Source organism: Streptomyces sp. NPDC012769, assembly GCF_042901205.1.
Classification (GTDB): Bacteria; Actinomycetota; Actinomycetes; order Streptomycetales; family Streptomycetaceae; genus Streptomyces.
Genome location: NZ_JBIBCP010000002.1, coordinates 742,186 through 768,514 on the forward strand (window position 1 = coordinate 742,186; position 26,329 = coordinate 768,514).

General features: G+C 72.8%; 25 protein-coding genes, 1 pseudogene and 1 riboswitch. Of the genes and pseudogenes, 10 read left to right on the forward strand and 16 right to left on the reverse strand.

All coding sequences use genetic code 11. The annotated features are described in order from the left end of the window. Positions 1 to 42: 42 nt before the first annotated feature. Positions 43 to 693, reverse strand: coding sequence for an HNH endonuclease family protein (locus tag ACFY7C_RS12385; RefSeq protein ID WP_389647900.1), 651 nt, complete (start codon positions 691 to 693; stop codon positions 43 to 45). A 220-nt stretch (positions 694 to 913) separates the two neighbouring features. Between ACFY7C_RS12385 and ACFY7C_RS12390 the strand changes: the two are divergent. Then, a pseudogene (locus ACFY7C_RS12390) lies at positions 914 to 1,654 on the forward strand (ABC transporter permease); the annotation flags it as partial. A gap of 154 nt (positions 1,655 to 1,808) precedes the next feature. Here ACFY7C_RS12390 and ACFY7C_RS12395 read toward each other — a convergent pair. Then, positions 1,809 to 2,492: an HAD-IA family hydrolase gene (locus ACFY7C_RS12395; protein ID WP_389647903.1), complete on the reverse strand. Its 684-nt coding sequence runs from the start codon at positions 2,490 to 2,492 to the stop codon at positions 1,809 to 1,811. Positions 2,493 to 2,640: 148 nt separating this feature from the next. After that, entirely contained in the window at positions 2,641 to 3,699 is a 1,059-nt protein-coding gene (locus tag ACFY7C_RS12400) for a peptidoglycan-binding protein (protein WP_389647906.1), read from the reverse strand. Positions 3,700 to 3,871: 172 nt separating this feature from the next. Here ACFY7C_RS12400 and ACFY7C_RS12405 point away from each other — a divergent pair, with 172 nt between their 5' ends. Then, a complete protein-coding gene (locus tag ACFY7C_RS12405; protein WP_389647908.1) occupies positions 3,872 to 5,926 on the forward strand; it encodes a DHA2 family efflux MFS transporter permease subunit in 2,055 nt (684 codons plus the stop codon). 28 nt (positions 5,927 to 5,954) lie between these two features. Here ACFY7C_RS12405 and ACFY7C_RS12410 read toward each other — a convergent pair whose 3' ends face one another. Both ACFY7C_RS12410 and ACFY7C_RS12415 read right to left on the reverse strand, forming a co-directional pair. Then, positions 5,955 to 6,440, reverse strand: coding sequence for a GNAT family N-acetyltransferase (locus ACFY7C_RS12410; protein WP_389647911.1), 486 nt, complete (start codon positions 6,438 to 6,440; stop codon positions 5,955 to 5,957). 110 nt (positions 6,441 to 6,550) lie between these two features. Next, a complete protein-coding gene (locus ACFY7C_RS12415; protein ID WP_389647914.1) occupies positions 6,551 to 6,865 on the reverse strand; it encodes an antibiotic biosynthesis monooxygenase family protein in 315 nt (104 codons plus the stop codon). A 12-nt stretch (positions 6,866 to 6,877) separates the two neighbouring features. Here ACFY7C_RS12415 and ACFY7C_RS12420 point away from each other — a divergent pair, with 12 nt between their 5' ends. Then, positions 6,878 to 7,957 (forward strand): serpin family protein, encoded by a 1,080-nt coding sequence (locus tag ACFY7C_RS12420; protein WP_389647917.1) that lies wholly within the window; start codon positions 6,878 to 6,880, stop codon positions 7,955 to 7,957. 8 nt (positions 7,958 to 7,965) lie between these two features. Here ACFY7C_RS12420 and ACFY7C_RS12425 read toward each other — a convergent pair whose 3' ends face one another. The 3 genes from ACFY7C_RS12425 to ACFY7C_RS12435 form a co-directional block, all read right to left on the reverse strand. Beyond that, on the reverse strand, positions 7,966 to 8,646 hold the full coding sequence (locus ACFY7C_RS12425; RefSeq protein ID WP_389649464.1) for an O-methyltransferase: 681 nt from the start codon (positions 8,644 to 8,646) through the stop codon (positions 7,966 to 7,968). 2 nt (positions 8,647 to 8,648) lie between these two features. After that, positions 8,649 to 9,803, reverse strand: coding sequence for a DUF2330 domain-containing protein (locus ACFY7C_RS12430; RefSeq protein WP_389649467.1), 1,155 nt, complete (start codon positions 9,801 to 9,803; stop codon positions 8,649 to 8,651). A gap of 64 nt (positions 9,804 to 9,867) precedes the next feature. Further along, on the reverse strand, positions 9,868 to 11,112 hold the full coding sequence (locus ACFY7C_RS12435; RefSeq protein ID WP_389647920.1) for a cytochrome P450: 1,245 nt from the start codon (positions 11,110 to 11,112) through the stop codon (positions 9,868 to 9,870). A gap of 230 nt (positions 11,113 to 11,342) precedes the next feature. On the opposite strand from ACFY7C_RS12435, the gene ACFY7C_RS12440 reads away from it, so the two are divergent. Next, the gene (locus tag ACFY7C_RS12440; RefSeq protein ID WP_389647923.1) at positions 11,343 to 12,521 is read left to right on the forward strand and encodes a steroid 3-ketoacyl-CoA thiolase; all 1,179 of its coding nucleotides are present in this window, start codon (positions 11,343 to 11,345) and stop codon (positions 12,519 to 12,521) included. Positions 12,522 to 12,640: 119 nt separating this feature from the next. Here ACFY7C_RS12440 and ACFY7C_RS12445 read toward each other — a convergent pair whose 3' ends face one another. The 7 genes from ACFY7C_RS12445 to ACFY7C_RS12475 form a co-directional block, all read right to left on the reverse strand. Continuing rightward, on the reverse strand, positions 12,641 to 13,042 hold the full coding sequence (locus ACFY7C_RS12445; RefSeq protein WP_356693230.1) for a transglycosylase SLT domain-containing protein: 402 nt from the start codon (positions 13,040 to 13,042) through the stop codon (positions 12,641 to 12,643). A gap of 288 nt (positions 13,043 to 13,330) precedes the next feature. Further along, positions 13,331 to 14,215, reverse strand: a complete 885-nt coding sequence (locus ACFY7C_RS12450; RefSeq protein WP_389647927.1) for an ECF transporter S component — start codon at positions 14,213 to 14,215, stop codon at positions 13,331 to 13,333. Continuing rightward, a complete protein-coding gene (locus ACFY7C_RS12455) occupies positions 14,212 to 15,954 on the reverse strand; it encodes an ABC transporter ATP-binding protein (protein WP_389647931.1) in 1,743 nt (580 codons plus the stop codon). The genes ACFY7C_RS12450 and ACFY7C_RS12455 overlap by 4 nt, the downstream gene beginning before the upstream one ends. Beyond that, positions 15,951 to 17,069 (reverse strand): energy-coupling factor transporter transmembrane component T, encoded by a 1,119-nt coding sequence (locus ACFY7C_RS12460; protein ID WP_389647933.1) that lies wholly within the window; start codon positions 17,067 to 17,069, stop codon positions 15,951 to 15,953. The genes ACFY7C_RS12455 and ACFY7C_RS12460 overlap by 4 nt, the downstream gene beginning before the upstream one ends. Then, the gene (locus ACFY7C_RS12465; protein WP_389649470.1) at positions 17,066 to 17,701 is read right to left on the reverse strand and encodes an SCO2322 family protein; all 636 of its coding nucleotides are present in this window, start codon (positions 17,699 to 17,701) and stop codon (positions 17,066 to 17,068) included. The genes ACFY7C_RS12460 and ACFY7C_RS12465 overlap by 4 nt, the downstream gene beginning before the upstream one ends. Before the next feature lie 74 nt (positions 17,702 to 17,775). Further along, positions 17,776 to 19,077 (reverse strand): prenyltransferase/squalene oxidase repeat-containing protein, encoded by a 1,302-nt coding sequence (locus ACFY7C_RS12470; RefSeq protein ID WP_389647936.1) that lies wholly within the window; start codon positions 19,075 to 19,077, stop codon positions 17,776 to 17,778. A gap of 96 nt (positions 19,078 to 19,173) precedes the next feature. Next, positions 19,174 to 19,248: riboswitch (cobalamin riboswitch) on the reverse strand. Positions 19,249 to 19,370: 122 nt separating this feature from the next. After that, on the reverse strand, positions 19,371 to 20,423 hold the full coding sequence (locus tag ACFY7C_RS12475; RefSeq protein ID WP_389647940.1) for an MBL fold metallo-hydrolase: 1,053 nt from the start codon (positions 20,421 to 20,423) through the stop codon (positions 19,371 to 19,373). A gap of 483 nt (positions 20,424 to 20,906) precedes the next feature. On the opposite strand from ACFY7C_RS12475, the gene ACFY7C_RS12480 reads away from it, so the two are divergent. From ACFY7C_RS12480 to ACFY7C_RS12505, 6 genes are all read left to right on the forward strand, one after another. Next, positions 20,907 to 21,341, forward strand: a complete 435-nt coding sequence (locus ACFY7C_RS12480) for a hypothetical protein (protein ID WP_389647943.1) — start codon at positions 20,907 to 20,909, stop codon at positions 21,339 to 21,341. A gap of 18 nt (positions 21,342 to 21,359) precedes the next feature. Next, positions 21,360 to 21,593, forward strand: a complete 234-nt coding sequence (locus tag ACFY7C_RS12485; protein WP_389647946.1) for a hypothetical protein — start codon at positions 21,360 to 21,362, stop codon at positions 21,591 to 21,593. A gap of 951 nt (positions 21,594 to 22,544) precedes the next feature. Then, positions 22,545 to 24,014, forward strand: a complete 1,470-nt coding sequence (locus ACFY7C_RS12490; protein ID WP_389647948.1) for an aldehyde dehydrogenase — start codon at positions 22,545 to 22,547, stop codon at positions 24,012 to 24,014. After that, a complete protein-coding gene (locus tag ACFY7C_RS12495; RefSeq protein ID WP_389647951.1) occupies positions 24,014 to 24,247 on the forward strand; it encodes a ferredoxin in 234 nt (77 codons plus the stop codon). The genes ACFY7C_RS12490 and ACFY7C_RS12495 overlap by 1 nt, the downstream gene beginning before the upstream one ends. A gap of 52 nt (positions 24,248 to 24,299) precedes the next feature. Continuing rightward, positions 24,300 to 24,905, forward strand: coding sequence for a hypothetical protein (locus tag ACFY7C_RS12500; protein ID WP_389647954.1), 606 nt, complete (start codon positions 24,300 to 24,302; stop codon positions 24,903 to 24,905). 44 nt (positions 24,906 to 24,949) lie between these two features. Further along, positions 24,950 to 25,495 carry a hypothetical protein gene (locus ACFY7C_RS12505; protein ID WP_389647956.1) on the forward strand — a complete coding sequence of 182 codons (546 nt, stop codon included), beginning with the start codon at positions 24,950 to 24,952 and terminating at the stop codon, positions 25,493 to 25,495. Positions 25,496 to 25,497: 2 nt separating this feature from the next. Here ACFY7C_RS12505 and ACFY7C_RS12510 read toward each other — a convergent pair whose 3' ends face one another. Continuing rightward, positions 25,498 to 26,154 carry a TetR family transcriptional regulator gene (locus ACFY7C_RS12510; RefSeq protein ID WP_389647959.1) on the reverse strand — a complete coding sequence of 219 codons (657 nt, stop codon included), beginning with the start codon at positions 26,152 to 26,154 and terminating at the stop codon, positions 25,498 to 25,500. Between the last annotated feature and the right edge of the window lie 175 nt (positions 26,155 to 26,329).

The window sequence follows — 26,329 nt, forward strand, 5'->3', positions numbered from 1 at the left end:
TTCAACAACCAGCTCTTCGTGATCCGCGTTCCCCGCCGGGGCTCAGCAGCCGTTGAGGACCGACTGCAGCGCGCTCTTCTCCGCCGAGTCGACGCTGAGGTTCCAGTGGTACTTGACGTGCACCCACATCCGCGCGTACGTGCAGCGGTACGAGGTGCGCGGCGGCAGCCACTCCGCAGGGTCCTGGTCGCCCTTCGACTGGTTGACGTTGTCGGTGACCGCGATGAGCTGCGGGCGGGTCAGGTCGTTGGCGAAGGACTGCCGCTGGCTGGTCGTCCAGGAGTTGGCGCCCGAGCGCCAGGCCTCGGCGAGCGGGATGACGTGGTCGATGTCGATGTCGGAGGCGAGGGTCCAGGTGGCCCCGTCGTACTCGGAGAACCAGCTCCCGCTCACCGCCGCGCAGTTGGAGTCCGTGACGACGTTGACGCCGTCCCGCTTGAGGACCACCTCGCGGGTGTTGCAGGCGCCGGACTGGGTGATCCAGTGCGGGAAGAGGTCCCGGCTGTAGCCGGTGGAGGAACCTTCCGCCTTCACGGTGAGCGAGCTCAGGTACGTACGGGCCGTGGCGGCGCTGACCGGGGTCGGCGGGGCGGCCTGGGCGGCCGGGGCGGTGGCGAGCAGGCCGGTGGCGGTGACGGCGGCGGAGGCGGCGAGGACGGCTATTCGACGCGCGTAGACGCGGACGGCGGACATGCGAACTCCCTGGATGTGGGGGGACCTTGCCGGGCGGCTCGGTCATCGTGGCGGCGCCGGGTTTCCGTGGGGGGTGCGCCAGGTAACAGAGTGGCGACATGCTCACGTCACATCAAGGGTGCGGGGGGTGCTGCGAGGGGGAGGGAGGGTGAGGGTGATGGGGAGACAGGTCCCCGTCCGCACGCGGGAGTCGGGACGGGGCACCCCCTAGGGTTGAGCCGTGCTTCTGGACGTGAACGTCACCTTCGGGGCGGTTCTGGCCGTTCTGCTCGCGGTGGCCGCCGGTGTCGTCGCCCTCGCCCGGCTCGGCCGCGCCCGCGACACCCTGGTCGCCGGAGCGCGGGCGGCCGTCCAGCTCGTCGCCGTCTCCCTCGTGATCGGCTGGGTCGTCCGCTCGCTGCCGCTGCTGCTCTGCTTCCTGCTGCTGATGTACGCGGTGGCGGTACGGACCGCGGGCCGGCGGGTCGTCCCGGCGCCCGGTCGCGCCTGGTGGTGGGCCGCGGTCCCGATCGCCGCGGGTGTCGCCCCGGTCGTCGTGGCGCTCCTGCTCACCGGTCTCGTCCCGCCGAAGGGCATCACCCTCATCCCCGTCACCGGCATCCTCATCGGCGGCGCGCTCACCGCCACCGTCCTCGGCGGGCGGCGCGCGCTCGACGAACTGGCCGGCCGCAAGGGCGAGGTGGAGGCGGGGCTCGCCATCGGGCTCCTGGAGCGGGACGCCCGGCTGGAGGTGGCGCGCGAGGCGGCGTCGGACGCCCTGCTGCCGGGCATGGACCAGACCCGGACGGTCGGGCTCGTCACCCTTCCGGGCGCGTTCGTGGGCATGCTCCTCGGCGGCGCCTCACCGCTGCGCGCGGGCGCGGTGCAGCTCTTCGTGCTCGTCGCGCTGCTGCTGGTCCAGGCGGTGGCGGTCGCCGTCACCCTGGAGCTGGTCGCCCGAGGCCGGATCGTCCGCCCGGGCGGGGGCGGCGGGCCGCCCGGGCCGGAAACGGAAGCCGCGTCCGCCGTGGGAGGGGGGCGGCGGGCGTGGGTGCCGTCCTGGATCTCGCGGGCGCGAGGCTCCCGTGCGGCCGCTCGCCCTGCGAGCCCTCCCCGTCCCCCGAGCCCTCCGCGTCCTACGAGGCGAAAGTCAGGGTGATCGTCCCGTCGGCGCCCGGCTCGACCCGTACGCCGGTCAGATCCCCTACGTGGACGTCGGGGGCGAAGGCGCCGGCCCGCGGGCCCACGCCGACCACCCGCATGCCGGCCGCGCGGCCTGCCTGGATGCCCGCCTCGGAGTCCTCGAAGACGACGCAGTCCTCCGGGGCGAAGCCCAGAGCGGCCGCGCCCTTCAGGAAGCCCTCCGGGTCCGGCTTGCTCGCGCCCACGCCCTCGGCGGTCACCCGGGTCTCCGGCATCGCCAGACCCGCCGCGCCCATCCTGGCCTGGGCCAGCGCCTCGTCGGCGGAGGTCACCAGGGCGTGCGGCAGCGCCGCCAGCGCGGCCATGAACGCCGGCGCGCCCTGCACCGGCACGACCCCGTCGAGGTCGGCGGTCTCCTCGGCGAGCATGACCCGGTTGTCCGCCAGGTTCCGCTCCATCGGGCGGTCCGGGAGCAGGACGGCCATCGTGGCGTAACCCTGACGGCCGTGCACCACCTTCAGCACCTCGGCGGGATCGAGGCCCTCCCGCTCCGCCCAGCGCCGCCAGCAGCGCTCCACGACGGCGTCGGAGTTGACGAGGGTGCCGTCCATGTCGAGCAGGAGAGCACCTGCGGTGAGCGACCGTGCGGTGAGCGACGCCGGGGTGGTGGCAGTCATCAGGGATCTCCAGGAGGGGTGGGCGGAGACGAGTACAGAGCGGTCCCGCTCGCCGGTCAGGGAGTGCGAGCGGGGCCACTTTGTTCCTCCACGATACAAAACGAGGCCCGTACCGCCAAGCCCGTCCGCATCGCGGGACCACAGACGGTCAGCGACCCGTCGTCTCCGCCTCCAGTGCGCGACGCGTGTGCGGGCCGTAGACGCCCCGCGGGTCCTCCTCGATGTACTGGTACGACTGGTAGTTGGCGACCGCCTGCTCGACCTTCCTGGAGTACGAGCCGTTCACCGGCCCGCTGTAGAGCCACAGCTCCCGCAGTCGCCGCTGGAGCTCCTCCACCTCGGGGCCCGAGGAGCCGAGGCTCAGGGTCGGCTCCTCCGGCGTCCGGGTCGGGGTCGCCGCGCTCGGGCTCGGCGGTGCGGCGGTGCGCGTGGTCGTGGTCGCGGGGGCGGCGGCGGACGCCGACGTAGGGGCGGCAGCGGAGGAGGGTGAGGCGGACGCGGAGGCGGAGGTCCGCTCGGGGGTCGCGGTCGTCGAGGCGGACGCCGAAGGGGAGCGGGTGGTCGTCGGCGCCTCGGAGACTGCCACGTTCTCGGACGCACTGGTGGTGACCTCGGGGACGGCCGCCCGGTCGTCGGTCGCGCTGTCGTCGCCGCCGATCAGCGCGGTGGCGAGGACGGCGGTGCCGACGACCGCCGCCGCGACCACGCCCGCGATCAGGACCGCCCGACCCCGACCTCGGCCCCGACCGCGCTCGGCGTCGCCCTCAGGGGCGTACGCCAGCGTGAGCGCGGGCTCGTACCCGCCGCCATCCCCGTCCCCCGACCCACCGCCATCCCCGGACCCGGACCCGGACCCGGACCCGGACCCGCCCGCGTACGGCGACGGCAGCACCGCCGTCTCCGGTATCGGGGCCGATGTCGGGGCCGGTATCGAGGCCGGCACCGCCGTCTGCACCTGCGTCGGTGCCTCCGCGCCCACCACCCCCGCCGGAGGCACCGGAGGCACCGGAGGCACCGGCGGCGCCAGAGGGAGGACCCCCGGCAGCACCTCCGTCGCGTCGTCCGGCGTGCCCAGCGTCACGTACGGCCGGATGCGCAGGGGGTCGAAGTCCTCCGCCGCCGCGAGCTCGGCGGCCGCCGCGGCGGCGCGCTCGCAGGCGCAGCCAGGTCTGTGTACACCGCATTCAGGACAGACGTGTCCGGACATCGCTGGGTCCCTCCCCGGGTCAACTCCGAGCGATTATGCAGTCCGGCCGCCGTCGTGAGGTGAACAGATGTGCCCCGCGCATGCCCCCCTCGCCCCCCTCCGCAGGCCATAACGGGACAAACCATCCAGGATGGAGGTCGGAGTCCAGCGGCCCGGACCGGAGGAGACGCCCATGGCCCAGGAAGTACGCGCGCCGCGCGCCGGCGGCGGCCCCGTGCCGGGAGCGGGACAGAGCCACCGCACCGTCGTCGTCGCGATCGGCGCGCTGCTGCTCGGCATGCTCCTGGCCGCACTCGACCAGACCATCGTGTCCACCGCCCTGCCGACCATCGTCAGCGAGCTCGGCGGCATGGAGCACCTGTCCTGGGTCGTCACCGCCTACATGCTGGCCTCCACCGCGGCCACGCCCCTCTGGGGCAAGCTCGGCGACCAGTACGGCCGCAAGAAGCTCTTCCAGAGCGCCATCGTCCTCTTCCTCATCGGCTCGGCGCTCTGCGGCATCGCCCAGAACATGCCGCAGCTCATCGCCTTCCGCGCCGTCCAGGGCCTCGGCGGCGGCGGGCTCATGGTGCTGTCGATGGCGATCGTCGGCGACCTCGTCTCGCCCCGTGAACGCGGCCGCTACCAGGGGCTCTTCGGAGCGGTCTTCGGCGCCACCAGCGTCCTCGGGCCCCTCCTCGGCGGCCTGTTCACCGAGCACCTCTCCTGGCGCTGGGTCTTCTACATCAACCTGCCGATCGGCGTCGTCGCCCTCTTCGTCATCGCCGCCGTCCTGCACATCCCGGTCCGCGACACCCGTCACCGCATCGACTACCTCGGCACCTTCCTGATCGCCTCCGTCGCCACCTGTCTGGTCCTGGTCGCCTCGCTCGGCGGCACCACCTGGGCCTGGGACTCGGCGCAGATCATCGGCCTCGCCGTCCTCGGAGCCGTACTCCTCGTCTGGTTCGTGTACGTCGAACGGCGGGCCGCCGAGCCCGTCCTGCCGCTCAAGCTGTTCCGGATCAGGACCTTCACCCTGGTCTCGGTCATCAGCTTCGTCGTCGGATTCGCCATGTTCGGCGCGATGACCTACCTGCCGACCTTCCTCCAGGTCGTGCAGGGCGTCAGCCCCACCATGTCCGGCGTGCACATGCTGCCCATGGTCCTCGGCATGCTGATCACCTCGACCGCCTCCGGGCAGATCGTCTCCCGCACCGGCCGCTGGAAGGTCTTCCCGCTCGCCGGCACGGCCATCACCGCACTCGGCCTGGTCCTGCTCAACGAGCTCACGGAGACCACCTCGACCTGGGCGATGAGCGTGTTCTTCTTCGTCTTCGGCGCCGGACTCGGCCTGGTCATGCAGGTGCTCGTCCTCGTCGTACAGAACGCCGTCTCCTACGAGGACCTCGGCGTCGCCACCTCCGGCGCCACCTTCTTCCGCTCCATCGGGGCTTCGTTCGGCGTCGCGATCTTCGGCACCGTCTTCACCAACCGGCTCACCCACAAGCTCGACGACGCCCTCGCCGGACAGCCGCTCCCGCCCGGCGTCGACGCCGGCACGGTGGCCGCCGACCCGCGCGCCATCGCCGCGCTCCCGCCGCCGCTCCGGCCGCCCGTGGTGCACGCCTACGCCACGTCCATCACCGACGTCTTCCTGTACGCCGCGCCCGTCGTCCTGGTCGCCTTCGCCATCGCCTGGTTCCTGAAGGAGGACCGGCTGCGCGGCTCCGTCACCGCGCCCGACACCAGCCAGACCCTCGCCTCCAACCCCGTCGAGCGCTCCTCCTACGACGAGTGCGCCCGCGCCCTGTCCGTGCTCGGCTCCCGCGAGGGACGCAAGGCGATCTACGAGAAGATCACCGCCCGCGCCGGGCTCGATCTGCTGCCCGCCGCGAGCTGGCTGCTGCTGCGGGTGCGCCGCCACGGCACCGTCGAGCCCGGACTGCTCGCCGACACCACCCCCGTACCGCTGCGAGTGATCACCGAGGCCGCGCGGCAGCTGGAGGAACGCCGGCTGGTGGCGCGCGAGGGAATCCAGCTGATCCTCACCGAGGAGGGGGCGCGGACGGCTGTACGGCTCGCCAAGGCGCGCGAGGACTCGCTGGCCGAGCTCCTCGGCGACTGGTGGGGGCCGGACCGGCCCACCGACCTCGTCCGCCTGGTGGAGGAGCTGACCGCCGAGCTCGGCGGCTCGGACGCGGAGCGGCCCCGCGCGCCCGGACCGCCCCGCGACCACCACGCGTAGCGCCGGTCCCGGCACGGACGAGCCGGGCTCAGAGCTCCTTGCCGTACCAGATCTCCATGTAGGGACCGGTGCAGTACGCGGGTATCTCCGCGTACCCGCTCCGCGTGTACAGGGCCCGCGCCTCGACGAGGTCCAGGCGGGTGTTGAGGACCGTCCGGCGCGCGCCGAGCGCGCGGGCCGCGTCCTCCAGGCCGCTCAGGAGGAGGCCCGCGCCACCGGTGCCGCGAAAGGCCGGGCGGATGAACACCCGGGTCAGCTCGGCCCGTTCGGCGTCGAGCAGGACCACGCCGCCGCAGGCGGCCGGCTTCCCCTCGTGACGGCCCACGAGGAACGCGCCGGTGGGCGGGGCGAGCTGGTCGAGCCCCTCGTCGATCATCTCCTCGTCGTACTCGTCCTCGGTCAGGACGCGTCCGTAGTAGCGGCCGGCGACATCACCGAAGTAGTCGCGGCGCAGGGCGGTGGCGTCCGGGGTGTCGACGCGCTCGGGGGAGAAGATCCAGGTCATGCGCGCCATTGTGCGGCGCTCACGACCTGCCGCGCAGCCGAGTTCTTCTCGGCCCGGTTCTTCTCGACCCAGTTCTTCTCGGCCCGGTTCTTCGCGGCTTGATCCCGGCCTCCGGGGGGTCAGTTCTTGGGGGACGCCTGCTGCACCACCTCGAAGGACCACAGCGTCGACCCGGTCGCCGCCGGCTTCGGCCGGTCCGCGCCGCCCTCGTGGGCGGTCTTCATGGAACCGTTCATCCAGTTCTGGAAGTCCTCCTCGCTGCGCCAGCGGGTGTACACCAGGTACTGGTCGGTGCCCTCGAGCGGGCGCAGCAGCTCGAACCACTCGAAGCCGTCCGAGCCCTCGACGGCGCCGGCGCGGGAGGCGAAGCGCTGCTCCAGGACCTCGCGCTGCTCGGCCGGGACGGTCAGTACGTTGATCTTCACGATGCTCATGGAAGGCAGGATATGACCGCGGGCGAACACATCCGGGCACTGGCCGGGCGGTGGCTTCCGCTGCTCGGCGACGACGACTTCGTCTGCTCGCCGGCCGGGCTGTGGCTGGCGCTGGCCGCCGTCGCCTCCGGCGCGGGCGGCGAGACCGCCGAGGAGCTGCGCGAGGCGCTCGGGGTCGCGGGACCGGAGGCGGCCGGGGCGGTGACCGCGACGGCCGCGATGAGCCGGTCCGGCGGGCTCGCGCTCGCCACGGGTGCGTGGAGCCGGGTGCCGCTGCGCCCGGAGTTCCAGGGCCGGCTGCCCGACGTCGGCTTCGGGACGCTCGGCGGCCGGGCGCAGGGGGAGATCGACGCCTGGGTGCGCAAGGCCACCGGCGACCGCATCGAGCGGCTGCCGCTCACCCTGAACGGCGGCGAGGACCTGGTCCTCGCGGGCGCCCTCGCCCTGAAGGCCGCCTGGCAGAAACGGTTCCCGGCGCAGCTGACCCGGGACGAGCCCTTCACCGACGGCTACGGCGACACCACCGCCGTGCCGACCATGCACCAGCTGATCCCGGCACGCTGGGCCTGGCGGACCGGCGGGGCCACGGTGGTCGAGCTGCCCTGCGAAGGGGGCGCGGTCCGGGTGCGGTTCGTGCTCGGCGAGGAGGGCGGGGGCCCGGCCGAGGTGCTGCCCCTCGCCTGGGCCGGGCCCGCCGCCCGTACGCCGCTGCGGGCCGAGGCCGTCGACCTCGCGCTGCCCCGCTTCAGCCTCCGTACCCGGACCGACGTGTACGAGCGGCTGCCCGCGCTCGGCATGGGCCTGGCCGTCCGGCCGGACGCCGACTTCTCCGGCATGTCGCCGGTCCCGCTGTACGTCTCCGCGGCCGTCCAGGAGGCCCTGGTCGAGATCGCGGAGGAGGGTGTGGAGGCGGCCGCGGTCACCGCCGTCGCGATGACCCGCGGAGCCGCCCCGCCCCGCCATCCCCGGATCGAACGGATCGCCTTCGACCGGCCGTTCGGCTTCGTGGTGCTTGACGGTACGGGCGGGCTGCCGCTCTTCGCCGGGTGGCGCACCCGTACGGATCAGCCCGCGGATCAGCCCACGGATTGACTCGTGGATCAGCTCACGACACGGGCGAGCAGCAGTCCGTCGTAGCCCTTGGTGCCGACCGTCTGGACGGCGGTGGCGTCCAGACGGGGCTCACGGGCGACCAGTTCGAACATCTCGCGAGTGCCGGTGATCGCCGCGTCGTCCGGGTCCGCGGTGGCGACCCGGCCGTTGCGCACGACGTTGTCGACGACGATGAGGGTGCCGGGCCGGGACAGCTTCAGCGCCCAGGAGACGTAGTGCGGGTTGTTGACCTTGTCGGCGTCGATGAAGACGAAGTCGAACGGGCCCGCCTCCTCCTGCTCCAGGAGCGGGAGGGTGTCCAGGGCCGCGCCGGTGCGCACCTCGACGATCTTCTCGAGTCCGGCGCGGGCGATGTTGGCGCGGGCCACGTCGGCGTGCTCGGGGGAGTACTCCAGGGTGATCAGCCGCCCGTCGGCGGGCAGCGCCCGGGCCAGCCAGATGGTGCTGTAGCCGCCGAGGGTGCCGATCTCCAGGACGTTCCTCGCGCCCTGGGCGGCGACGAGCAGGTGGAGCAGCTTGCCCTGGTTGGGGGCGACGGCGATCTCGGGCAGTCCGGCGGCCGTGGAGTCGGCGAGCGCGGCGGTCAGTGCCTCGTCGGCGGGGGCGAGCAGGTCGGTGAGGTAGCGGTCGACGGTGGTCCAGCGTTCCTGATCGTTGCTCTGGCTCATGCTCATGCGGCCGAACGTACACCGGCCTCCGCCCGCCGCGCCCGCCTGTTCCCGGCCGCGTACCGCGCCCGGGCGGCGGCGAATCCGCCGGCCGTGCCGAGCAGCAGAACGCCGCCGACGGTGAGCAGCCAGACCGGGATGCCGCCGGCGACCGTCCACAGCCGGTCCTTCCAGATCACCTCGCGGTACGGGGTGTCGGCGGCCGCGCGGACGAGTTCGTGGTCGCCGTCGATCCGGGCGGGCTCGGGGAAGGACTGGTCGACGGCGGTGAGGTAGACCCGGCCGGGGCCGGCGAACCGGGCGACGGCGCCCTCGGGTTCGTCGACGGCGCCGGCGAACACCACCTCGGGCCGGTCGCCGCCGATGCTGCCCCTGGGCTCCATGCGGTGGTCGGCGAGCACGTACAGCCCGAGGGACTGCGGGGTGGCGGCCAGCCGGGAGAGCCGCATCGGATAGACGGGGGTGTCGTTGCGGAAGGTGATGGCGAGCGGGTCGAGGGCGCCGTACAGCGGCTCGCCGGCCTTCTCGGGGGCGAGGCGGACGGCGACGTACTCCCACTTCCGCTCGACGTACGGGCGCAGTTCGGCGGCGAGCCGGTCGGAGAGCTCGAAGCCGTTGCGGTGCAGCCAGTCGCTCAGCGCGGTCGGGTCGGTGGCGGTCAGCCGGGCCACGTCGAAGGGGCCGAGCCGCTCGCGGCCGACGACGCCGACGCCGGGGTCGCCCGCCTTGCCGGGCGCGGCGCCCGCGCCGTCCACGTCCCCGACGGAGAAGGGCCAGTCGCGGCCGCGCGGCCAGAGGTAGTGGCGGACCTTGCGCTCGGGTGCGGTGAGCCGTTCGAGTTCCTCGAAGAGCTTCGGGTCGCCGAGGGTCACGTCGGCCCGGTGCGGCACGGGCATGATCCAGGCGGCCCGCTCGGCGTCGCCGTGCACGGTGAAGCGCATGACGATCCGCTCGGTGCCGGTCCGCGCGTCCCAGCGCACGGCCGAGGTCTCCCGGTCGACGCCGATCCGGGCCATCCTGTCGGTGACCATGGCGCCGCAGCCGCACGCGTACGCCGGCGCGACGAGCGAGCCGAGCTGGAGCGCGAGCAGTGCGACGACCAGAGCCAGGATCCGGTGCGTTCGGCGTGCTGTGCGTGTTCGTGGTGTCCCCCGCATGCTGGCTGTGACGCGCGAACGGATCATCTGGTTCCGATCCCGGGGCCCGGCCGGCATGCCCGGCCTAGTCCACCCTGACCTGGAGCTCCTTGATGCCGTTGAGCCAGGCCGCCCGCAGCCGGCGGGGGTCGCCCGCGAGGGTCAGGTCGGGCAGTTCGTCGGCGAGCGCCTCGAAGATCAGCTCGATCTCCTTGATGGCGAGGGACTTGCCGAGACAGAAGTGCGGTCCGCCGCCGCCGAAGCCGAGGTGCGGGTTCGGGTCGCGGGTGATGTCGAAGGCCTCGGGGTTCTCGAAGACCTCGGGGTCGTTGTTGGCGGAGGAGTAGAACAGGCCGATCCGGTCGCCCTTGCGGATCTTCTGGCCGCCGAGCTCGGTGTCCTGGGTGGCGGTCCGCTGGAAGGAGACCACCGGGGTCGCCCAGCGCACGATCTCCTCGGCGGCGGTCGCGGGCCGCTCGCGCTTGTAGAGCTCCCACTGCTCGGGGTGGGTGAGGAAGGCGTGCATGCCGTGGCTGATGGCGTTGCGGGTGGTCTCGTTGCCGGCGACGGCGAGCAGCAGCACGAAGAAGCCGAACTCGTCGGAGGAGAGGTTGCCCTGGCCCTCGGCGGCGACGAGGGCGCTCACGATGTCCTGGGCGGGGCACTCCTTGCGGGCGGCGGCGAGGTTCATCGCGTAGCCGATGAGCTCCATCGCGGCCTCGGCGCCGATCTCCTCCGTGATGGCGTACTCGGGGTCGTCGTACGCGACCATCTTGTTCGACCAGTCGAAGATCCTGGCCCGGTCCTCCTGCGGTACGCCGATGAGTTCGGCGATGGCCTGCAGCGGCAGCTCGACGGCGACCTTGGTGACGAAGTCGAAGGCGCCGTCCGGTCCGGCGGCGGCCCGCGCCTCCTCGACGATCGCGCGGGCCCGGGTGCGCAGGGCGTGCTCCAGGCTGCGGATGGCGCGCGGGGTGAAGCCGCGCTGGACGATCTGGCGGACCCGGGTGTGCTCGGGCGGGTCCATGTTGAGCATGATCAGCTTCTGGACCTCGATCTGGTCCCGGGTGATGTGCTCGTTGAAGCGGATGACGGCGGTGTTCTCGTTCGACGAGAACAGCTCGGGATGGGTGGAGACGTACTTGACGTCGGCGTGGCGGGTCACGGCCCAGTAGCCCTCGTCGGCGAACCCGGTGACGCCGGGGGGCTGGGCGCACCACCAGACGGGAGCGGTCTGCCGCAGTCGCGCGAACTCCGGGTGGGGGACGCGGCTCTGGAGCAGATCGGGGTCGGTGGCGTCGAACCCTTCGGAGAGGTGGGGACAGGACATCGGCAACACACTCCCATATCTGATGGCCCATCAGAATCCTGGCTCGGAAAGGTAGTAACGAGTTCTACAGGTGGCAAGGCGCACGGCGGGAACTGTTGCGTCCCGGACCCTTGCGTACCGGCGGTAGCAGTCATAAGACTGCACGGAGAACTAGAACGCGTACTAGTTCCACGTGACGTCGACCGGCGCGGGTGCCGGGACACCCCGCCGGGCGAGGAGAGGACGAGCTCATGGCCGCGGAACCCGTCATCGTCGAAGCCGTACGCACCCCCATCGGCAGGCGCGGAGGCGCGCTCGCCAACCTCCACCCCGCCTACCTCCTCGGCGAGACCTACCGCGAACTCCTCGGACGCACCGGCATCCACGCCGACTGCGTCGAGCAGATCGTCGGCGGCACCGTCACCCACGCCGGCGAACAGTCCATGAACCCCGCCCGCACCGCCTGGCTCACCATGGGCCTGCCCTACGAGACGGCCGCCACCACCGTCGACGCCCAGTGCGGCTCCTCGCAGCAGGCCAGCCACATGGTCGCCAACATGGTCGCCGCCGGCGTCATCGACATCGGCATCTCCTGCGGCGTCGAGGCGATGAGCCGGGTGCCGCTCGGCTCCGGCTCCAAGCACGGGCCCGGCAAGCCCTGGCCCGACGAGTGGAACGTCGACCTGCCCAACCAGTTCGAGGCCGCCGAGCGCATCGCCCGCCGCCGCGGCCTCACCCGCGAACGCGTCGACGCGCTCGGCCTGCTCTCCCAGGAGCGGGCCGCCGTCGCCTGGTCCGAGGAACGCTTCAAGCGCGAGACCTTCGCCGTCCAGGTCCCCACCACGGAGGAGGAACAGGCCGCCGGGCAGGGCATGTGGCGGCTCGTCGACCGCGACGAGGGCCTGCGCGACACCAGCATGGAGGCGCTGGCCCGGCTGAAGCCGGTCATGCCGACCGCCGTCCACACCGCCGGAAACTCCTCCCAGATCTCCGACGGCGCCGCCGCCCTCATGTGGGCCTCCAAGCGCATGGCCCGCGCCCTCAAACTGCGCCCCCGCGCCCGGATCGTCGCCCAGGCCCTCGTCGGCGCCGACCCGCACTACCACCTCGACGGACCCATCGACGCGACCCGGGCCGTCCTGGGCAAGGCGGGGATGTCCCTCAGGGACATCGACCTCGTCGAGATCAACGAGGCCTTCGCGTCGGTGGTGCTGAGCTGGGCACAGGAATTCGAGCGGGACCTCGACGGCCTGGAGAAGGTCAACGTCAACGGCGGCGCGATCGCCCTCGGCCACCCGGTGGGCGCGACCGGGGCGCGGCTCATCGCCACGGCCCTGCACGAGCTGGAGCGCACGGACAAGGAGTTCGCCCTGATCACCATGTGCGCGGGCGGCGCGCTGGCGACGGGCACGATCATCCAGCGGCTGTAGGCGCACAGGGCCCGGAAAACGCCGCGGGCCCCGCGCCTCCCGGGGGGAGGGGCGGGGCCGTGCGGTATGCGTCGCGCGCTCGGCGCCGGCGGCGTGGCTGCCTGGCCGCGTGGTGAGGCTTAGTACCAGCCGTGGGTCTGCCAGAAGTTCCAGGCGGCGTTCGGGGAGCCGTAGCGGTCGTTCATGTAGTCGAGACCCCACTTGATCTGGGTGGCGGGGTTCGTCTTCCAGTCGGAGCCGGCCGAGGCCATCTTCGAGGCCGGGAGGGCCTGGACCAGGCCGTAGGCGCCGCTGGAGGAGTTGGTGGCGGTGTGGTTCCAGCCGGACTCGTGCTCGACGATCTTGCTGAAGGACGCGTACTGCGACGGCGGCACGATCTTTCGGGCGATCTCCTGCGGGGTGGCGGCCGAGGCCGTACCCGTGTTGCCGAGCACCGCACCCGAGGCGCCGATGAGGACGGCGGCGGAGACGGCGAAGGTCTTCTTGCGGGAGACGGCGCGAGTGGCGATCGAGCGGAACAAAACGTCATACCTAACGTCGGGGACATGGGGTGCGCCGGGCGTTTCCGGCATGCCGGAACCAGGGCCCGGAAGACCCGGGAACTGGGGGGAACCGGCCTGCCGTGGTGCTGCGGTGAGCACCGGCTGCCTGGCGACGTCCACCAGAGAAGCAGGCCCACCGGGGGCGCTGCAACGACCCCCTGTACGAGGAGGAATCGGACTCGGGGGCCGGACGGCCCGCCCGGGCTGTGTGCGGTTTCCGCAGGTCAAGTCCACCTATGGGGTGATTTGGGCGGGTCGTGCCGTCTACTATTCCGGCCCGTACGTGACCTGGGTCCTATGAGGGGCCTCACCCCGCAGGGCCTCTCCGGGGGCCTCGAATGTGACCTGGGCCTCGAAGTTCGCCCGCCGTGTGGCCCGCCGCAGCGCCCGCAGCAGCGGTCCGCCGACGGTCAGGGTGAGGACGACGGTGAGGACGGCGCGGCCGAGGTCCCAGCCGAGGGAGGTGGCGAGCACGTACGCGAGGAAGCGGACCAGGTTCTCGTGCGCCGGCTCCCCCGCCTGGAACGAGATCCCCTGACCGATCCCGCCGACCGTCACCCAGCCGTACAGATTGGTGACCGTGCCGTACGCGAACGCCGCCACGAACCCGTACGCGGACAGCATCAGCAGCTCCCGCCGGCCCCCGGGCGCGGAGGGGCCGGGCAGCAGCCCCGCGCCCATCGAGAACCAGCCCATCGCCAGCATCTGGGTCGGCATCCACGGCCCGACCCCGCCCGTGAGCAGCGCCGACGCGAACATCGTCACCGCGCCGAGCACGAAGCCGAAGCCCGGGCCCAGGACCCGGCCGCTCAGCACCATCAGGAAGAACATCGGCTCCAGGCCGGCCGTCCCCGCCCCCAGCGGCCGCAGCGCCGCCCCCACGGCGGCGAGCACCCCCAGCATCGCCACCGCCTTCGCGTCCATCCCGCAGTCGGCGATCGTCGCGACGACGACCGCGATGAGCAGCGGCAGGAGGAGGGCGAAGAACCAGGGCGCGTCGGCGGCGTGGTCGGTGACGGCGGAACGGGCGTCGGCGAAGAGCGGCCAGCCGATGGCGATCAGGCCGACGACCGACACCAGGACGAGGGCGGCGACCGAGCGCGGGCCCAGCCGGATCGGCCGCGCGCCGCGCGGACTCGCGTGTGTGCTCATGGACGCAGGGCCTCCTCGACCTGCTCCACCGTGAGCCAGGGCTCCGGCGCGAGGATCTTGGCGACCTGCGGCGAGAAGGCGGGCGAGGACACCACGACCTCGGCCGTCGGACCGTCCGCGACGACCTCACCGCCCGCGACGATCACCACACGGTGCGCGAGTTCCGCTGCCAGCTCCACGTCGTGCGTGGCCAGCACGATCGCGTGCCCCTCGGCGGCGAGCGCCCGCAGCCGCGCGACCAGCCGGGCCTTCGCCGCGTAGTCCAGGCCCCGGGTCGGCTCGTCCAGGAGCAGCAGGGGCGGCCGCGCGGTCAGCACCACGGCGAGCGCGAGCGCGAGCCGCTGCCCCTCGGACAGGTCCCGGGGGTGCGCCTCGTCCGCCACCCCCGGCAGCAGCTCCGACACCAGCGCCCGGCAGCTCCCGGGCGCCGCGCCCGCGTCCGCGTCGGCGGCGGCGCACTCCGCCGCCACCGTGTCCGCGTACAGCAGATCGCGCGGCTCCTGCGGCACGAGCCCCACCTGCCGGATCAGGGCGCGCGGGTCCGTCGCGTGGGGGGTGAGCCCCGCGACCCGCACACTGCCGGACGTGGGCGTGATCATCCCGACGAGCGTCCCCAGCAGCGTCGACTTCCCGGCCCCGTTGCGCCCCATCAGCGCCACGGTCTCCCCGGCCTCCACCACCAGCTCCACCCGCCGCAACGCCTCCACCCGCCCCCGCCGCACGCCCAGGGCGCGAACCTCGACGAGGGGGTGCCCGGCAGACGCGGTCGCGGAAGCGGACGCGGCCCGGCCACGCCACCACATCAGCCCCGCCGGCGTTTGAGGCGCCGGGGTCCGGGGGCGGAGCCCCCGGTTACGGGAAGGGGCGGGGTGGGGGAGGAGGCCCGCCGCAGGCGGCCCGCCCACCGGGGCCTCCGCGCGGGCACCCGCCCCGCGCCCCGCAAGCCGCTCCTTCAGCGGGCCCGCCGCCCGCCGGGCGTCACGGACGGACAGGGGGAGCGGGTCCCAGCCCGCAAGGCGGCCCAGGGAGACCACCGGCGGCCGGACCGGGGAGACGGCCATGATCTCGGAGGGCGGCCCCATGACCGCCTCCGGCAGCAGGAGGACCCGGTCCGCGTACTGCACCACCCGCTCCAGGCGGTGCTCCGCCATCAGGACCGTCGTGCCCAGGTCGTGGACCAGGCGCTGGAGCACGGCCAGGACGTCCTCCGCCGCCGAGGGGTCGAGCGCCGAGGTCGGCTCGTCGAGGACGAGGACCTTGGGGTGCGGGGTGAGCACCGAGCCGATCGCGACCCGCTGCTGCTGCCCGCCGGAGAGCGTGGCGATCGGACGGTCCCGCAGCTCCGCCAGCCCGAGCAGGTCCAGCGTCTCCTCGACGCGCCGCCGCATCACGCCCGGCGCGAGCCCGAGGGACTCCATGCCGTACGCGAGCTCGTCCTCGACGGTGTCCGTGACGAAGTGGGCGAGCGGGTCCTGCCCCACCGTGCCCACCAGGTCCGCCAGCTCACGCGGCGGATGCGTGCGCGTGTCGCGCCCGTCCACGGTCACCCGCCCCCGCAGCGTGCCGCCGGTGAAGTGCGGCACCAGCCCGGACACCGCTCCCAGGAGCGTCGACTTGCCGACCCCCGACGGCCCGACGAGCAGCACCAGCTCACCCTCGGGCACGGTCAGGTCCACGCCCTTCAGCGTGGGCGACGCCTCGCCGTCGTACGTCACCGAGACGTTCTCGAAGCGGATCACCGGGTCGACTCCTTCGGCACGGGGGCCACGAACGCGGGCAGCAGCCCGATCAGCACGGACGCCGCCGGCCACAACGGCAGTCCGGGCGCCTCCAGCGGTACGACCCCGGGCCGCAGCGCCCCCGGCGCCACCGTCGCCGCCCAGATCATCGCGACCGCGACGGCGATGCCCGACCCGGCGACCAGCCAGGCCCGGACGCCCCACCGGTCGGGCCGGTAGCGGGTGCGCACCGCCCGCCGCCCGCCCAGCCGCAGCCCGGCGACGGCCGCGAGCAGCCCGGCCGCCAGCAGCGGAAGCCCGTATCCGGCGCCCTGCGCGGCGAGCAGCCCGTACGAACCGGCGCACACCCCGAGCAGCCCGCCGAGGGTCAGCACGTTGGTGGTGCGCCGCACCGAGGGCGGCACCTGGGCCGTACGGCCGTAGCCGCGCGCGTCCATGGAGGCGGCCACCGCCACCGACCGCTCCAGCGCGCCCTCCAGGACCGGCAGGCCGATCTGGAGCAGGGCCCGCACCCCGCCGGTGGGCCGGCCGCGCAGCCGGCGGGCGGTCCGCAGCCGGACGACGTCGGCGACGAGGTTCGGGGCGAAGGTCATCGCGACGACCACGGCGACGCCCGCCTCGTACAGGGCGCCCGGCAGCGACTTGAGCAGCCGCGCCGGACTGGCGAGCGCGTTGGCGGCGCCCACGCAGATCAGCAGGGTCGCCAGCTTCAGCCCGTCGTAGAGCGCGAACACCACCTGCTCGGCGGTGACCCGGCCGCCGATCCGCACGCCCTGCGCCCACGCGGGAAGCGGCACCTCGGGCAGCGTGAACAGCTCGTACGATCCGGGGATCGGCGAGCCCAGCACCACCGAGAACACCACCCGCAGGGCGACGACGAACAGACCGAGCTTCACGAACGCGCCGTACGAGCGGGCCCAGGGCGCGTCGGTGCGGCGCGCGGCGACGACATAGCCGGCGACGCCGACGAGCAGGCCGAGCAGCAGCGGGTTGGTGGTGCGGGAGGCGGCCACGGCGAGGCCGAGCGCCCAGAGCCACCAGGCTCCGGGGTGCAGGGCGTTGGACCGGCTCGCTTCGGGCGCGCGCAGCCGTGCGAGCGGGGTCGGCGGGGTCATCCGCGGCGGCGGCGGGCCTGCCAGACGCCGGCGGCGCCGAGGAGGAGCACGGCGGCGCCGCCCGCGACGAGCCCGACGGACGGTCCGCCGTCGGAGCCGGACGAGGCCGATGACGAGGTGGTGGGGGTGGCCGGGGCGGTCGGGGCGGCGGAGTTCGTCGGCCCGGGCTCCGGCCCGGTGTCCGACACCTGCTCGCCGCAGCCCTTGGCCGGATACCCGGCGATCCCGCACAGCAGCGCGTTCGTGTCGTACCGCAGCGGCTTGGCGACCGCCGCCAGCACCTCCGCGGCGGTGGCGTCCTCGCGCACCTGCGGGCAGCCGGTCCTCAGCGCCGGGCGCGGCGGCGTCTCACCGGCCGGGGCGTCCTCGGGGCGGCCGAAGTCGATGACGACCGCGACCCGCTTGCTGCCGCCCTTCTCCGCCACGCCGGAGCAGACGCGCGCGAAGTCGGGGGCGGCGGAGGGCCGGGTGGCGTCGGCGGAGTCCCGGCTGACCGCGAAGCGGAAGCCGATGGTGTCGCCGTCCGCGGGCCGGGCGGTCGCCGGGCCCTGCGTGGCGTAGCCCCACTTCCCGCCCTGGTCCTCCCAGAAGGACCAGTAGCGGTAGCCGGCCGCCTCGGCCGGCGGGGCCATGACGCCGAGCGCCAAGGCCGCACCGCCGAGGCCCGCGCCGAGCCTGGACCCGAACCCCGAGAGGGTCCTCGACCTCACTTCTTGCGACCGCTCAGGAGGAAGCCGATGCCGACGCCGACGACCATGCCGATGCCGATGATCCACCACACGTCGAAGCCGGACTCGTCCTCCTCCGCGCCCGCGGAGGCCTGGGAGTTGTCGGGCGCCTTGGGGGCGGGGCCGGTGGCGTTCAGCTGCTCCAGCAGGTCGACGGTGCCGAAGCTGCGCGGGTCGGTGTCCATGGCGTGCGCGGCGAAGACCAGCTGGGCGTAGGCGGCCGGTCCGCCGGTCTTCGCCCAGGCGGCGGAGTTCTTCTCCAGCCAGGTCAGGGCGCCGGTGGCCTCCTTCTTCGCCCCGGCGGCGGCGAGCGCGACGACGGCGTCGGCGGTGTTGCCGTAGTCGGGCTGCGCGGCGGTCTCGGTGGCGCCAGGCATCGGCGGGGTGGTGAGGTGGCCGGACGAGGCGAGCAGGCCGGCGAGGTGGGAGGCGCCGTTGAGGGCGGCGCGCTGAGCCGTCGGCTTGGGCAGGTCGGTGCAGGTCGGGGACTGCTGGGGCTGCGCGCCGCGGGCGGTGATGCCCTTGCCGAGGCCGGCGAGGGTGGCGGCCGCGGTGGCGTCGGCGTTCGCGAGGAGCTTGCCCGTCTTGTCGGGCTGGTAGGCGAAGGCACCACCGCCGCCGGAACGGCCGTCGGCACGGGAGGCCCCCGCGGCCGCGCCGTCCTTCACCGCGGGATCCGCGCAGGGCATGGCGAAGGTGAGCAGGGCGTCGTACGGGGTCTTGCCGCCGGCCGACTTCAGGTCACCGGACCGGACGCCGGCGGCCGCGAAGGCGCTCATGACGATCGAGGTGGAGTTGGCGTCGCTCGGGCCGCCGGGGCTGTAGCTCCAGCCGCCGTCCTTGTTCTGCACGCTCTTCAGCCAGTCGGCGCCGGCCTTGGCGGCCTTCTCGGTCTTCGCCGGGTCGGCGGACTGGCGCTTCACGGCGGTCAGCGCCTGCACGGCGACGGCGGTGGCGTTGCTGTCGAGCATCGTCCGGGCGTCGCAGGGCTTGGCCGGCTCGGGGCGGTACGAGGCGAAGGCGCCGTTCGCGCACTGCTGGCCGAGCAGCCAGTCCACGGCCTGGTCGGCGGGCTGGATGCCGGAGGTGCGCTGGGCGAGGAAGGCGAGCGACTGGCGCCAGACGCCGTCGTAGGTGGGGTCCGACGTGCCGTAGAGACCGGCCGGGACCTTGGCGGGGGACGGGGTCGGCGAGGGCGCGGCGGCGGCCGTTCCGGCGGCGGTGGTGCTGAGCACGGCACCGGCCGCGAGTGCGGCGGCGGCGCGGCGAACGCTGATCATGGGTCCCTCTCCTGCGGGCACCGGACACCGGCGCCCCGACGGGCCCAGCCTCCGGCGCCGTATTCCTCGACGGTGCCGGCGCTCACGTCCCGTACCGGGCATTCCGACTCACCGTCCGGACGGGCGGCTCACGGTTGCGGGTCAGTGCCGGAATTCCACCGGCTTCCCCCTGTACGGGCATGACGACGAGCGCCCACTCTACCGGCCGGGTCCGCGCCGCCCCCGGAGCCGTACGTCACACCGTCACCTTCGCCCGCCCGTACGTCACACCGTCACCCTCGCCCGCCCGTACGTCACACCGCCACGTACGCCACCGGGTCCGTGCCCGGCACCGGTTCCGCCCGGCCCCGCTTCACCAGGTGGCGGACGTGGGCCTCGGCCTCGCTGACGGCGATGTTGCGGGAGCCGTGCGGGATGCGGTCCCAGGGGCGGTTCCACTCCATCCGTTCGGCGAGCTGCCAGGGGGTGAGCGGGGCGGCGAGCAGGGCGAGGAGGCCGGTGAGGCGCTCCTCGTGGTGGGCGAGGAGCGCGCGGACCCGACCGACGGCGTCGGGGAAGGCGTGCTGGTGGGCGGGGAGCACCTCGGCGACGCCGAGGCGGCCGACGCGTTCGAGGGAGTCGAGGTAGTCGCCGAGGGGGTCGGTGACGGTGGCGTCGTCGGGGTCCTCGTACAGCCCGATGTGCGGGCTGATGCCGGGCAGCAGGTGGTCGCCGGAGAACAGCCGGCCGTGGCCGGGGAGGCCGGCCGGGTGGGTCTCCTCCAGGTGGAGACAGACGTGGCCGGGGGTGTGACCGGGCGTCCACACGGCCCGCAGCCTGCGGCCGGCCAGGTCGAGGAGCTCGCCGGGGACGATCTCCCGGTCGGGCAGGGCGGAGCGCAGTCCGGGCAGGGTCCGCATCCGGCCGCCGGCGGCGCGGGCGGCGAGCAGCGGGGCGGTGTGCTCCTCGGGGGCGCCGACGGCGGCGAGCTTGCGGGCTAGGTAGTCGAGCCAGCTGCCGGGTGCGGAGTCGCGGGTGCGGCGGACGACGGCGATGTCGGCGGCGTGCATGGCGATCCAGGCGCCGGACTCCTCCCGCACCCGGCCGGACAGGCCGTGGTGGTCGGGGTGGTGGTGGGTGACGACGATCCCGTGGACGTCCGCGACGCCGATCCCGAGGGCCGTGAGCCCGGCGGTGAGCTCGGCCCAGGAGTCGGGGTCGTCCCAGCCGGTGTCGACGAGCACGGGCCCGCGGTCGGTGTCGAGGACGTGGACGAGGGTGTGCCCGAGGGGGTTGTCCGGGATGGGGACCCGCAGCGACCAGACGCCTCCGCCGTGCTCGGTCACCGTGTCGGTCACCTGACTCATGAGCGCCCTCGTCTCCCCGGTCCGGTACGGCCATTGCCCACTATAACTAGAACTGACAGGGCGTCAGGGTGGCCTGGGGTGCTTAGACTTCACCCCCGGCCGACCTGCGTTGCGGCCGCCGTGGTTGGTCGTTGTCGGCCGTCGCCGGGCCCTCTCGCACGGCCCAGAGGCGGCCCGAGGTAGGGATGCTGGGTTCCACTCGCGTGGCCCGCAGACGGCCAGTCCGTTGCCATCTTCGGGTGCCAGTAGCTCCGGCGTGAGCGCTATTACCGGCCGTGAATCGACGCTCAGTCCTGACGGGTGAGGGATTCTCCCTCCATCACAGCGGCGGCTGGCGGGAGGCGGTCGGCATCTGCGCGGCCCACGATCGGCTTAATGGCGGAGTCTTCAGTCGGGGCGATGATGCAATCGATCTCAAATGGCGGTCGCATAGTTAATCGGTGATTGATGGCAGGCCCCAGTAGAGAATGGGAAAGTCGCGACGTGGATGTGGACGAATATGCTTTGCAGGTAGATGAGCAGGCCGACTCTCTCGTTGACCTCAAGCAAAAGTGGGTCTACTTCCTCATTACTGCGGCGACGGCTATCGTCGCTTTCTCGACCAAATTTGCCCTGAGCTACGCTAAGGACTTCAATCCAGAGGCGCTAACTCCGGGGGGCGTCGTAAGGTGGCTCGTCGGTTCCGCCTTCTTCGCCTTGCTGGCCGTCGGGTTTGCCCTCTTGAGTATCCACCTCGGGCATAAGTCATTCGAGCAGCACATTCGGTTCCGTTATAAGAAGACGACCCCTGATCCCTGTGAACTCTCCAGGTGGGACGATCTGACGAAGCGGCAGCACAGCATTCTGAACGCTTCATGCATCTGTCTGTTCATCTCTACGGTACTTTCTCTCGTCTACTTCGGCCTTATTCTCTGGTGACTTACGTGAAGGAGTGCAATGCATCACTTCCTCTCTGCTAGCCCGTCCATCAAATTCGGCGAGGGTAAGTTTGAGATTGGCCTGACTAATAGCGTCACTGGTGAGGTGGTAACCGTCTTCGGGTCCGAGCGTGCGCTGTTCGACCGCGACAAGGAAGACCTGTCCTATGACGATGTCGAAGCCCTCGGGCGTTATCTTGCCGAATGCTTGAGTTATTGGGAGGGGAAAGGTGGCTCTGGCAATTCTCGCTGACTGATCCGCCCACCTTTCTCGCGTTCCGCTCCGGCCCCCGGCTGCCGTCGACTCAAATGTTTGACGGGCTCCGTGAGTGCTGGGGCCGTGGAGAAGGCGCCCATTCATCGATGGGCGACGCTGCTGCGGTCCAGGGCGCCGCCGTGCGCCCCGCGCCGACGGGCGTCTGCTTCAGTCGGGTGACTGGCGGCACCGTGAGCTACTGCGCCTACTGAGGCGTCTGGGAACTGAACGCCCCGCCCTTTCGAAGGTTGACGTAGACAGCCGTGGCGTCGTCATGCACCTTGCTGCGCGGCCATCGGCTGGACGCGAGGTCGCTCAGCTCCGCCTCTCGTACACGTCTGACCCAGGCTCTCTGGGCCTTGATCCGCAAGCATCGTCAGGCACTCTGTCAGTCAGCCAAAGCGAACAGAGTCGCCAATCGCGCCGCACCATCGGTAAGCAGGGCGGCCCCCCTGACTTCCTCTCGTGGGTGGGTGCCGTGCAGCGCCGCGCCCGCGGCGAACGGGTGTGCCGCAGCCACCCAGTAGCCCCCCGGACGATTACGCAGAGCCCGCTCTGCCTGGACGAGACGTTCGTGGAGTGAGCGGCGCTCTTCAGAGTAGGGGGGTGCAGCGCGCATCGCCGCCCGCTCATCCTGGGCCACTGACGCGAGACGGTCGTCCGAGATCACTTCCAGCGCTCCCTCGCGGTCAAGGACGAGTGTGCAGTCCCCCAACACCAGCCAGTCCACGGAGTCCTCGCGCACACGGAGCGCTGCCAGTGTCGCCGAGGGAGACAGCGGGTCGTCGACTGGCGGCCCCCACCAGCGGTAAAGCCGCTGGTGGGGGCCGGTTTCGTCCTGAGTATGGCCAAGTATAACTAGAACTGGTATCAGTTCTGATGCACAGTCAGACAGAGGGCAGTGGGACACACAGTCGGATAGTGCGGGCTTTCGGGAGGCAGGCGGCCATGACCGAGCTTGTGGAGCACGGAGAACTGTTCATCGGCGGCGCGTTGGCCGATCCGCTCGGCAGCGAGGTCATCGAGGTGATCTCCCCGCACACCGAGGAGGTCATCGGCCGCGTGCCGCACGCCTCGAAGGCCGACGTCGACCGGGCCGTCGCCGCCGCCCGGCGGGCCTTCGACGAGGGGCCGTGGCCGCGGATGACGCTGGAGGAGCGGATCGAGGTCGTCGGGCGGATCAAGGACGCGATCGCCGTGCGGCACGAGGAGATCGCCCGCTCCATCAGCTCCCAGAACGGCTCCCCGTACTCCTGGTCCGTCCTCGCCCAGGCGCTCGGCGCGATGATGGTGTGGGACTCGGCGATCACCGTGGCCCGCGACTACGCCTACGAGGAGCGGCGCGCCGGAGTCCTCGGCCCGCTGCTCGTGCGCCGGGAGCCGGTCGGGGTCGTCGCGGCCGTCATCCCGTGGAACGTCCCGCAGTTCACCGCCGCCGCCAAACTCGGGCCCGCGCTGCTCGCCGGCTGCACCGTCGTCCTCAAGCCCTCCCCGGAGGCGCCCCTCGACTCGTACATCCTCGGCGAGATCGCGGCCGAGGCCGGGCTGCCGGAGGGCGTCCTGTCGATCCTGCCCGCCGACCGGGAGGTCAGCGAGTACCTGGTGGGCCACCCGGGCGTCGACAAGGTCTCCTTCACCGGGTCGGTCGCGGCCGGCAAGCGGGTGATGGAGGTCGCCTCCCGCAACCTCACCCGCGTCACCCTGGAGCTCGGCGGCAAGTCCGCCGCCGTGATCCTGCCCGACGCCGACCTGGCGGCGGCCGTCGCCGGGATCGTCCCGGCCGCCTGGATGAACAACGGGCAGGCGTGCGTGGCCCAGACCCGCATCCTCGCCCCGCGCTCCCGCTACGACGAGATCGCCGAGGCCTTCGCCGCTGCGGCCGGCGCGCTGGTGGTCGGCGACCCGCTCGACCCCGCCACCCAGGTCGGCCCGCTCGTCGCCCGCCGTCAGCAGCAGCGCTCCCTCGACTACATCGGCATCGGCCAGGCCGAGGGCGCCAAGGTCCTGACCGGCGGCGGCCGTCCGGCCGGCCTGGAACGCGGCTGGTACGTCGAGCCGACCCTCTTCGGCGACGTCGACAACTCGATGCGGGTCGCCCGCGAGGAGATCTTCGGCCCGGTCATCTGCCTCCTGCCGTACGGGGACGAGGACGAGGCCCTGCGGATCGCCGACGACTCCGACTACGGCCTCAGCGGCAGCGTCTGGACCGCCGACGTCGAGCACGGCGTCGACTTCGCCCGCAAGGTCCGCACCGGCACCTTCAACGTCAACACCTTCAGCCTCGACATGCTCGGCCCCTTCGGCGGCTACAAGAACTCCGGCCTGGGCCGCGAGTTCGGCCCCGAGGGTCTGGCCGCCTACCTGGAGCACAAGATGATCCACCTCCCGGCCGGCTACGAGGGGCCGGGTGGCGCGTGATGGGCGACCGCTGGCACGTGGAGGTGGACCGGAGCGTCTGCATCGGCTCCGGCATGTGCGTCAACCACGCCCCGGACGGCTTCCGCCTCGACGCGGCCCGCCAGTCCCACCCCCGCGAGCCGGAGGCGGACGCCGACGAACGCGTCCTCGCGGCGGCGGAGGGCTGCCCGGTGGAGGCGATCTCGCTCACGCTGGTGGACGGCGGGGAGCCGGTGTTTCCGCCGGAGGAGTAGGGCTCCGTGCGACACTCCTGCGGCGACGGCCGGACAGGGGTGGGGAGCGAACATGCGCAGGACGCCGAGGGCGCGGGGCGCCGTGACCGCCGTGCTCGCCGCGGTCACGGCGGTCGTCCTGACGGCCGGTGGCTGCGGCGCGACCGGCACCGGCACGGGCAGCGGCCCCGGCATCCCCGACGACCCCGGTACCGGGCCGTTCACGAAGGTGCGGGTGCGGGCGGACCTCGACGCGTCGGCCGTGGACGCCGGAGCTCCGCCCAACGACCCGCGCTGGGTCGCGATGGAGAAGAGCGCCGAGGCGGCCGGGTCCCCGGCGGCCTGCGCGGTGCAGTACCGGAGCTTCGGCACGCCGGGCGAGCGGCTCGACGTCCGGCGGTACGAGGCGGTGCTGGGCGAACTCGGCGAGCGCGGCTGGCGGCGGTCCGGCGAGCGGCAGCAACGCACGGCCCCCGACGGGACGGTCGGCGAGGCCTCGCAGACGTTCACGAAGCGCGGCTGGAGCCTGGTGGCCCAGTACTGGGGCGTTCCGGAGACCGGGCACATCGGCCTGGTGGCCACCGAGGACGCCTGCGTCAGGCGGTCGGGCCCCGGTCAGGCACTCGGCGCTCCGCGCACGATCGGCGAGAGGTTCCCGTATGCAAAACTACTCCCTTGATCACGGGGGCAAGAGGCCCTTGTGCGCGCGGAATTGGGAGTGTTGTGCGCAAGGCGAACTGGGTGGCCGCGGCCGCCGGTGTGGTGCTGTTGGTCGCGGGCTGTGGGAGCGGCGGCGGTTCGGACAAGGGTGGTTCGTCGTCCACGGGCGGTGGTTCGGCGGCGGCCGGTACGACCGGCGGCGGCTCGGAGGCCGGTGGCGGCGAGGACCTGACGGCCGAGGCCGTGAGCAAGGAGATCGAGACCGCGGCGACCGGCGCGGGCTTCGTCCAGGACGCCTCCGGCGAGCAGATCCCGCCCGGCCTGGAGAAGTGCATGGTCTCCTGGACCGCCGACGCCGACAAGGCCGCCGACCCGAAGAAGTCCTACGCGGACACGGTCGCGACCCTCGGCAAGGGCGGCTGGAAGACCGGCCAGTCCCTCTCCCAGAACGGCTCGACGATCAAGACCTTCACCAAGGGCACCTGGCAGCTGAAGGCCAGCGACCACAGCGTGGGCCCGGTCAAGATGGTGATGTTCATCGCCAGCGACACCACGCCCACCTGCGAGGCGGCGTTCAAGGCCGACCTGGAGAAGAGCAAGCAGTCCTGAGCTCAGCCGCGCCCGGCCCCCGCGCCGGGCGCGGTGCCGTTCCCCGCCGCCCCCGCCGCGCCGGGCGCGGTCAGGTCGATCAGCCGGCAGACCGTCTCGATGTCGATCTTCACCTGTGCGATCGAGGCCCGCCCCGACAGCCAGGTGATCAGCGCCGAGTGCCAGGTGTGCTCGATGACCCGCACCGCCGACAACTGCTCCGGCGTCGGGTGCTCCGCCCCCATCGCGTCCAGGATGATCGCGGTGGTCAGCCGTGACACCGTGTCCACCTCGGGGCTCACGCTGCGGTCCGCGAAGGTCAGCGCCCGCACCATCGCGTCCGCGAGCTGCGGCTCCCGCTGGAGCGCCCGGAACGCGCGCATCAGCGTCTCGGCCACCCGCTGCGCCGGGTCCTCGCCCGCCGGCGGACGCTTCCGCAGCGTCGTGTGCAGGTGCTGCAACTGGTCCTGCATCGTGGCGACCAGCAGATGGATCTTGGACGGGAAATAGCGGTAGAGCGTCCCGAGCGCCACCCCGGCCGCCTCGGCGACCTCCCGCATCTGCACGGCGTCGAAACCGCCCCGCCCCGCGAGTTGCGCGCTGGCGTGCAGGATGCGCCGGCGGCGCGCCTCCTGGCGCTCTGTCAGGGGCGGCGAGGCGGGTCTGTCTTCCGCGGTCATGGGTCCCGTTCCGTGGGGTCGGCTCGCGACAGTATGGCGGGGTGACCGTCGTGGCGCGAATCACCTGATCCGGCTCTTACGGCGGCGCTACCTGCCGGTAGATTCAGTGCTCCTCGAAGGTTCGAGAACGCCCAGGTCTGAAACTTGTTCTACATTAGCGCGAGCGGTTACGCTC

Coding starts and splice junctions, on each gene's coding strand:
- ACFY7C_RS12385 (WP_389647900.1), bottom strand. CDS start 693: ATGTCCGCCGTCCGCGTCTACGCGCGTCGAATAGCCGTCCTCGCCGCC.
- ACFY7C_RS12395 (WP_389647903.1), bottom strand. CDS start 2,492: ATGACTGCCACCACCCCGGCGTCGCTCACCGCACGGTCGCTCACCGCA.
- ACFY7C_RS12400 (WP_389647906.1), bottom strand. CDS start 3,699: ATGTCCGGACACGTCTGTCCTGAATGCGGTGTACACAGACCTGGCTGC.
- ACFY7C_RS12405 (WP_389647908.1), top strand. CDS start 3,872: ATGGCCCAGGAAGTACGCGCGCCGCGCGCCGGCGGCGGCCCCGTGCCG.
- ACFY7C_RS12410 (WP_389647911.1), bottom strand. CDS start 6,440: ATGGCGCGCATGACCTGGATCTTCTCCCCCGAGCGCGTCGACACCCCG.
- ACFY7C_RS12415 (WP_389647914.1), bottom strand. CDS start 6,865: ATGAGCATCGTGAAGATCAACGTACTGACCGTCCCGGCCGAGCAGCGC.
- ACFY7C_RS12420 (WP_389647917.1), top strand. CDS start 6,878: ATGACCGCGGGCGAACACATCCGGGCACTGGCCGGGCGGTGGCTTCCG.
- ACFY7C_RS12425 (WP_389649464.1), bottom strand. CDS start 8,646: ATGAGCCAGAGCAACGATCAGGAACGCTGGACCACCGTCGACCGCTAC.
- ACFY7C_RS12430 (WP_389649467.1), bottom strand. CDS start 9,803: ATGCGGGGGACACCACGAACACGCACAGCACGCCGAACGCACCGGATC.
- ACFY7C_RS12435 (WP_389647920.1), bottom strand. CDS start 11,112: ATGTCCTGTCCCCACCTCTCCGAAGGGTTCGACGCCACCGACCCCGAT.
- ACFY7C_RS12440 (WP_389647923.1), top strand. CDS start 11,343: ATGGCCGCGGAACCCGTCATCGTCGAAGCCGTACGCACCCCCATCGGC.
- ACFY7C_RS12450 (WP_389647927.1), bottom strand. CDS start 14,215: ATGAGCACACACGCGAGTCCGCGCGGCGCGCGGCCGATCCGGCTGGGC.
- ACFY7C_RS12460 (WP_389647933.1), bottom strand. CDS start 17,069: ATGACCCCGCCGACCCCGCTCGCACGGCTGCGCGCGCCCGAAGCGAGC.
- ACFY7C_RS12465 (WP_389649470.1), bottom strand. CDS start 17,701: ATGGCCCCGCCGGCCGAGGCGGCCGGCTACCGCTACTGGTCCTTCTGG.
- ACFY7C_RS12470 (WP_389647936.1), bottom strand. CDS start 19,077: ATGATCAGCGTTCGCCGCGCCGCCGCCGCACTCGCGGCCGGTGCCGTG.
- ACFY7C_RS12475 (WP_389647940.1), bottom strand. CDS start 20,423: ATGAGTCAGGTGACCGACACGGTGACCGAGCACGGCGGAGGCGTCTGG.
- ACFY7C_RS12485 (WP_389647946.1), top strand. CDS start 21,360: ATGCATCACTTCCTCTCTGCTAGCCCGTCCATCAAATTCGGCGAGGGT.
- ACFY7C_RS12490 (WP_389647948.1), top strand. CDS start 22,545: ATGACCGAGCTTGTGGAGCACGGAGAACTGTTCATCGGCGGCGCGTTG.
- ACFY7C_RS12495 (WP_389647951.1), top strand. CDS start 24,014: ATGGGCGACCGCTGGCACGTGGAGGTGGACCGGAGCGTCTGCATCGGC.
- ACFY7C_RS12500 (WP_389647954.1), top strand. CDS start 24,300: ATGCGCAGGACGCCGAGGGCGCGGGGCGCCGTGACCGCCGTGCTCGCC.
- ACFY7C_RS12510 (WP_389647959.1), bottom strand. CDS start 26,154: ATGACCGCGGAAGACAGACCCGCCTCGCCGCCCCTGACAGAGCGCCAG.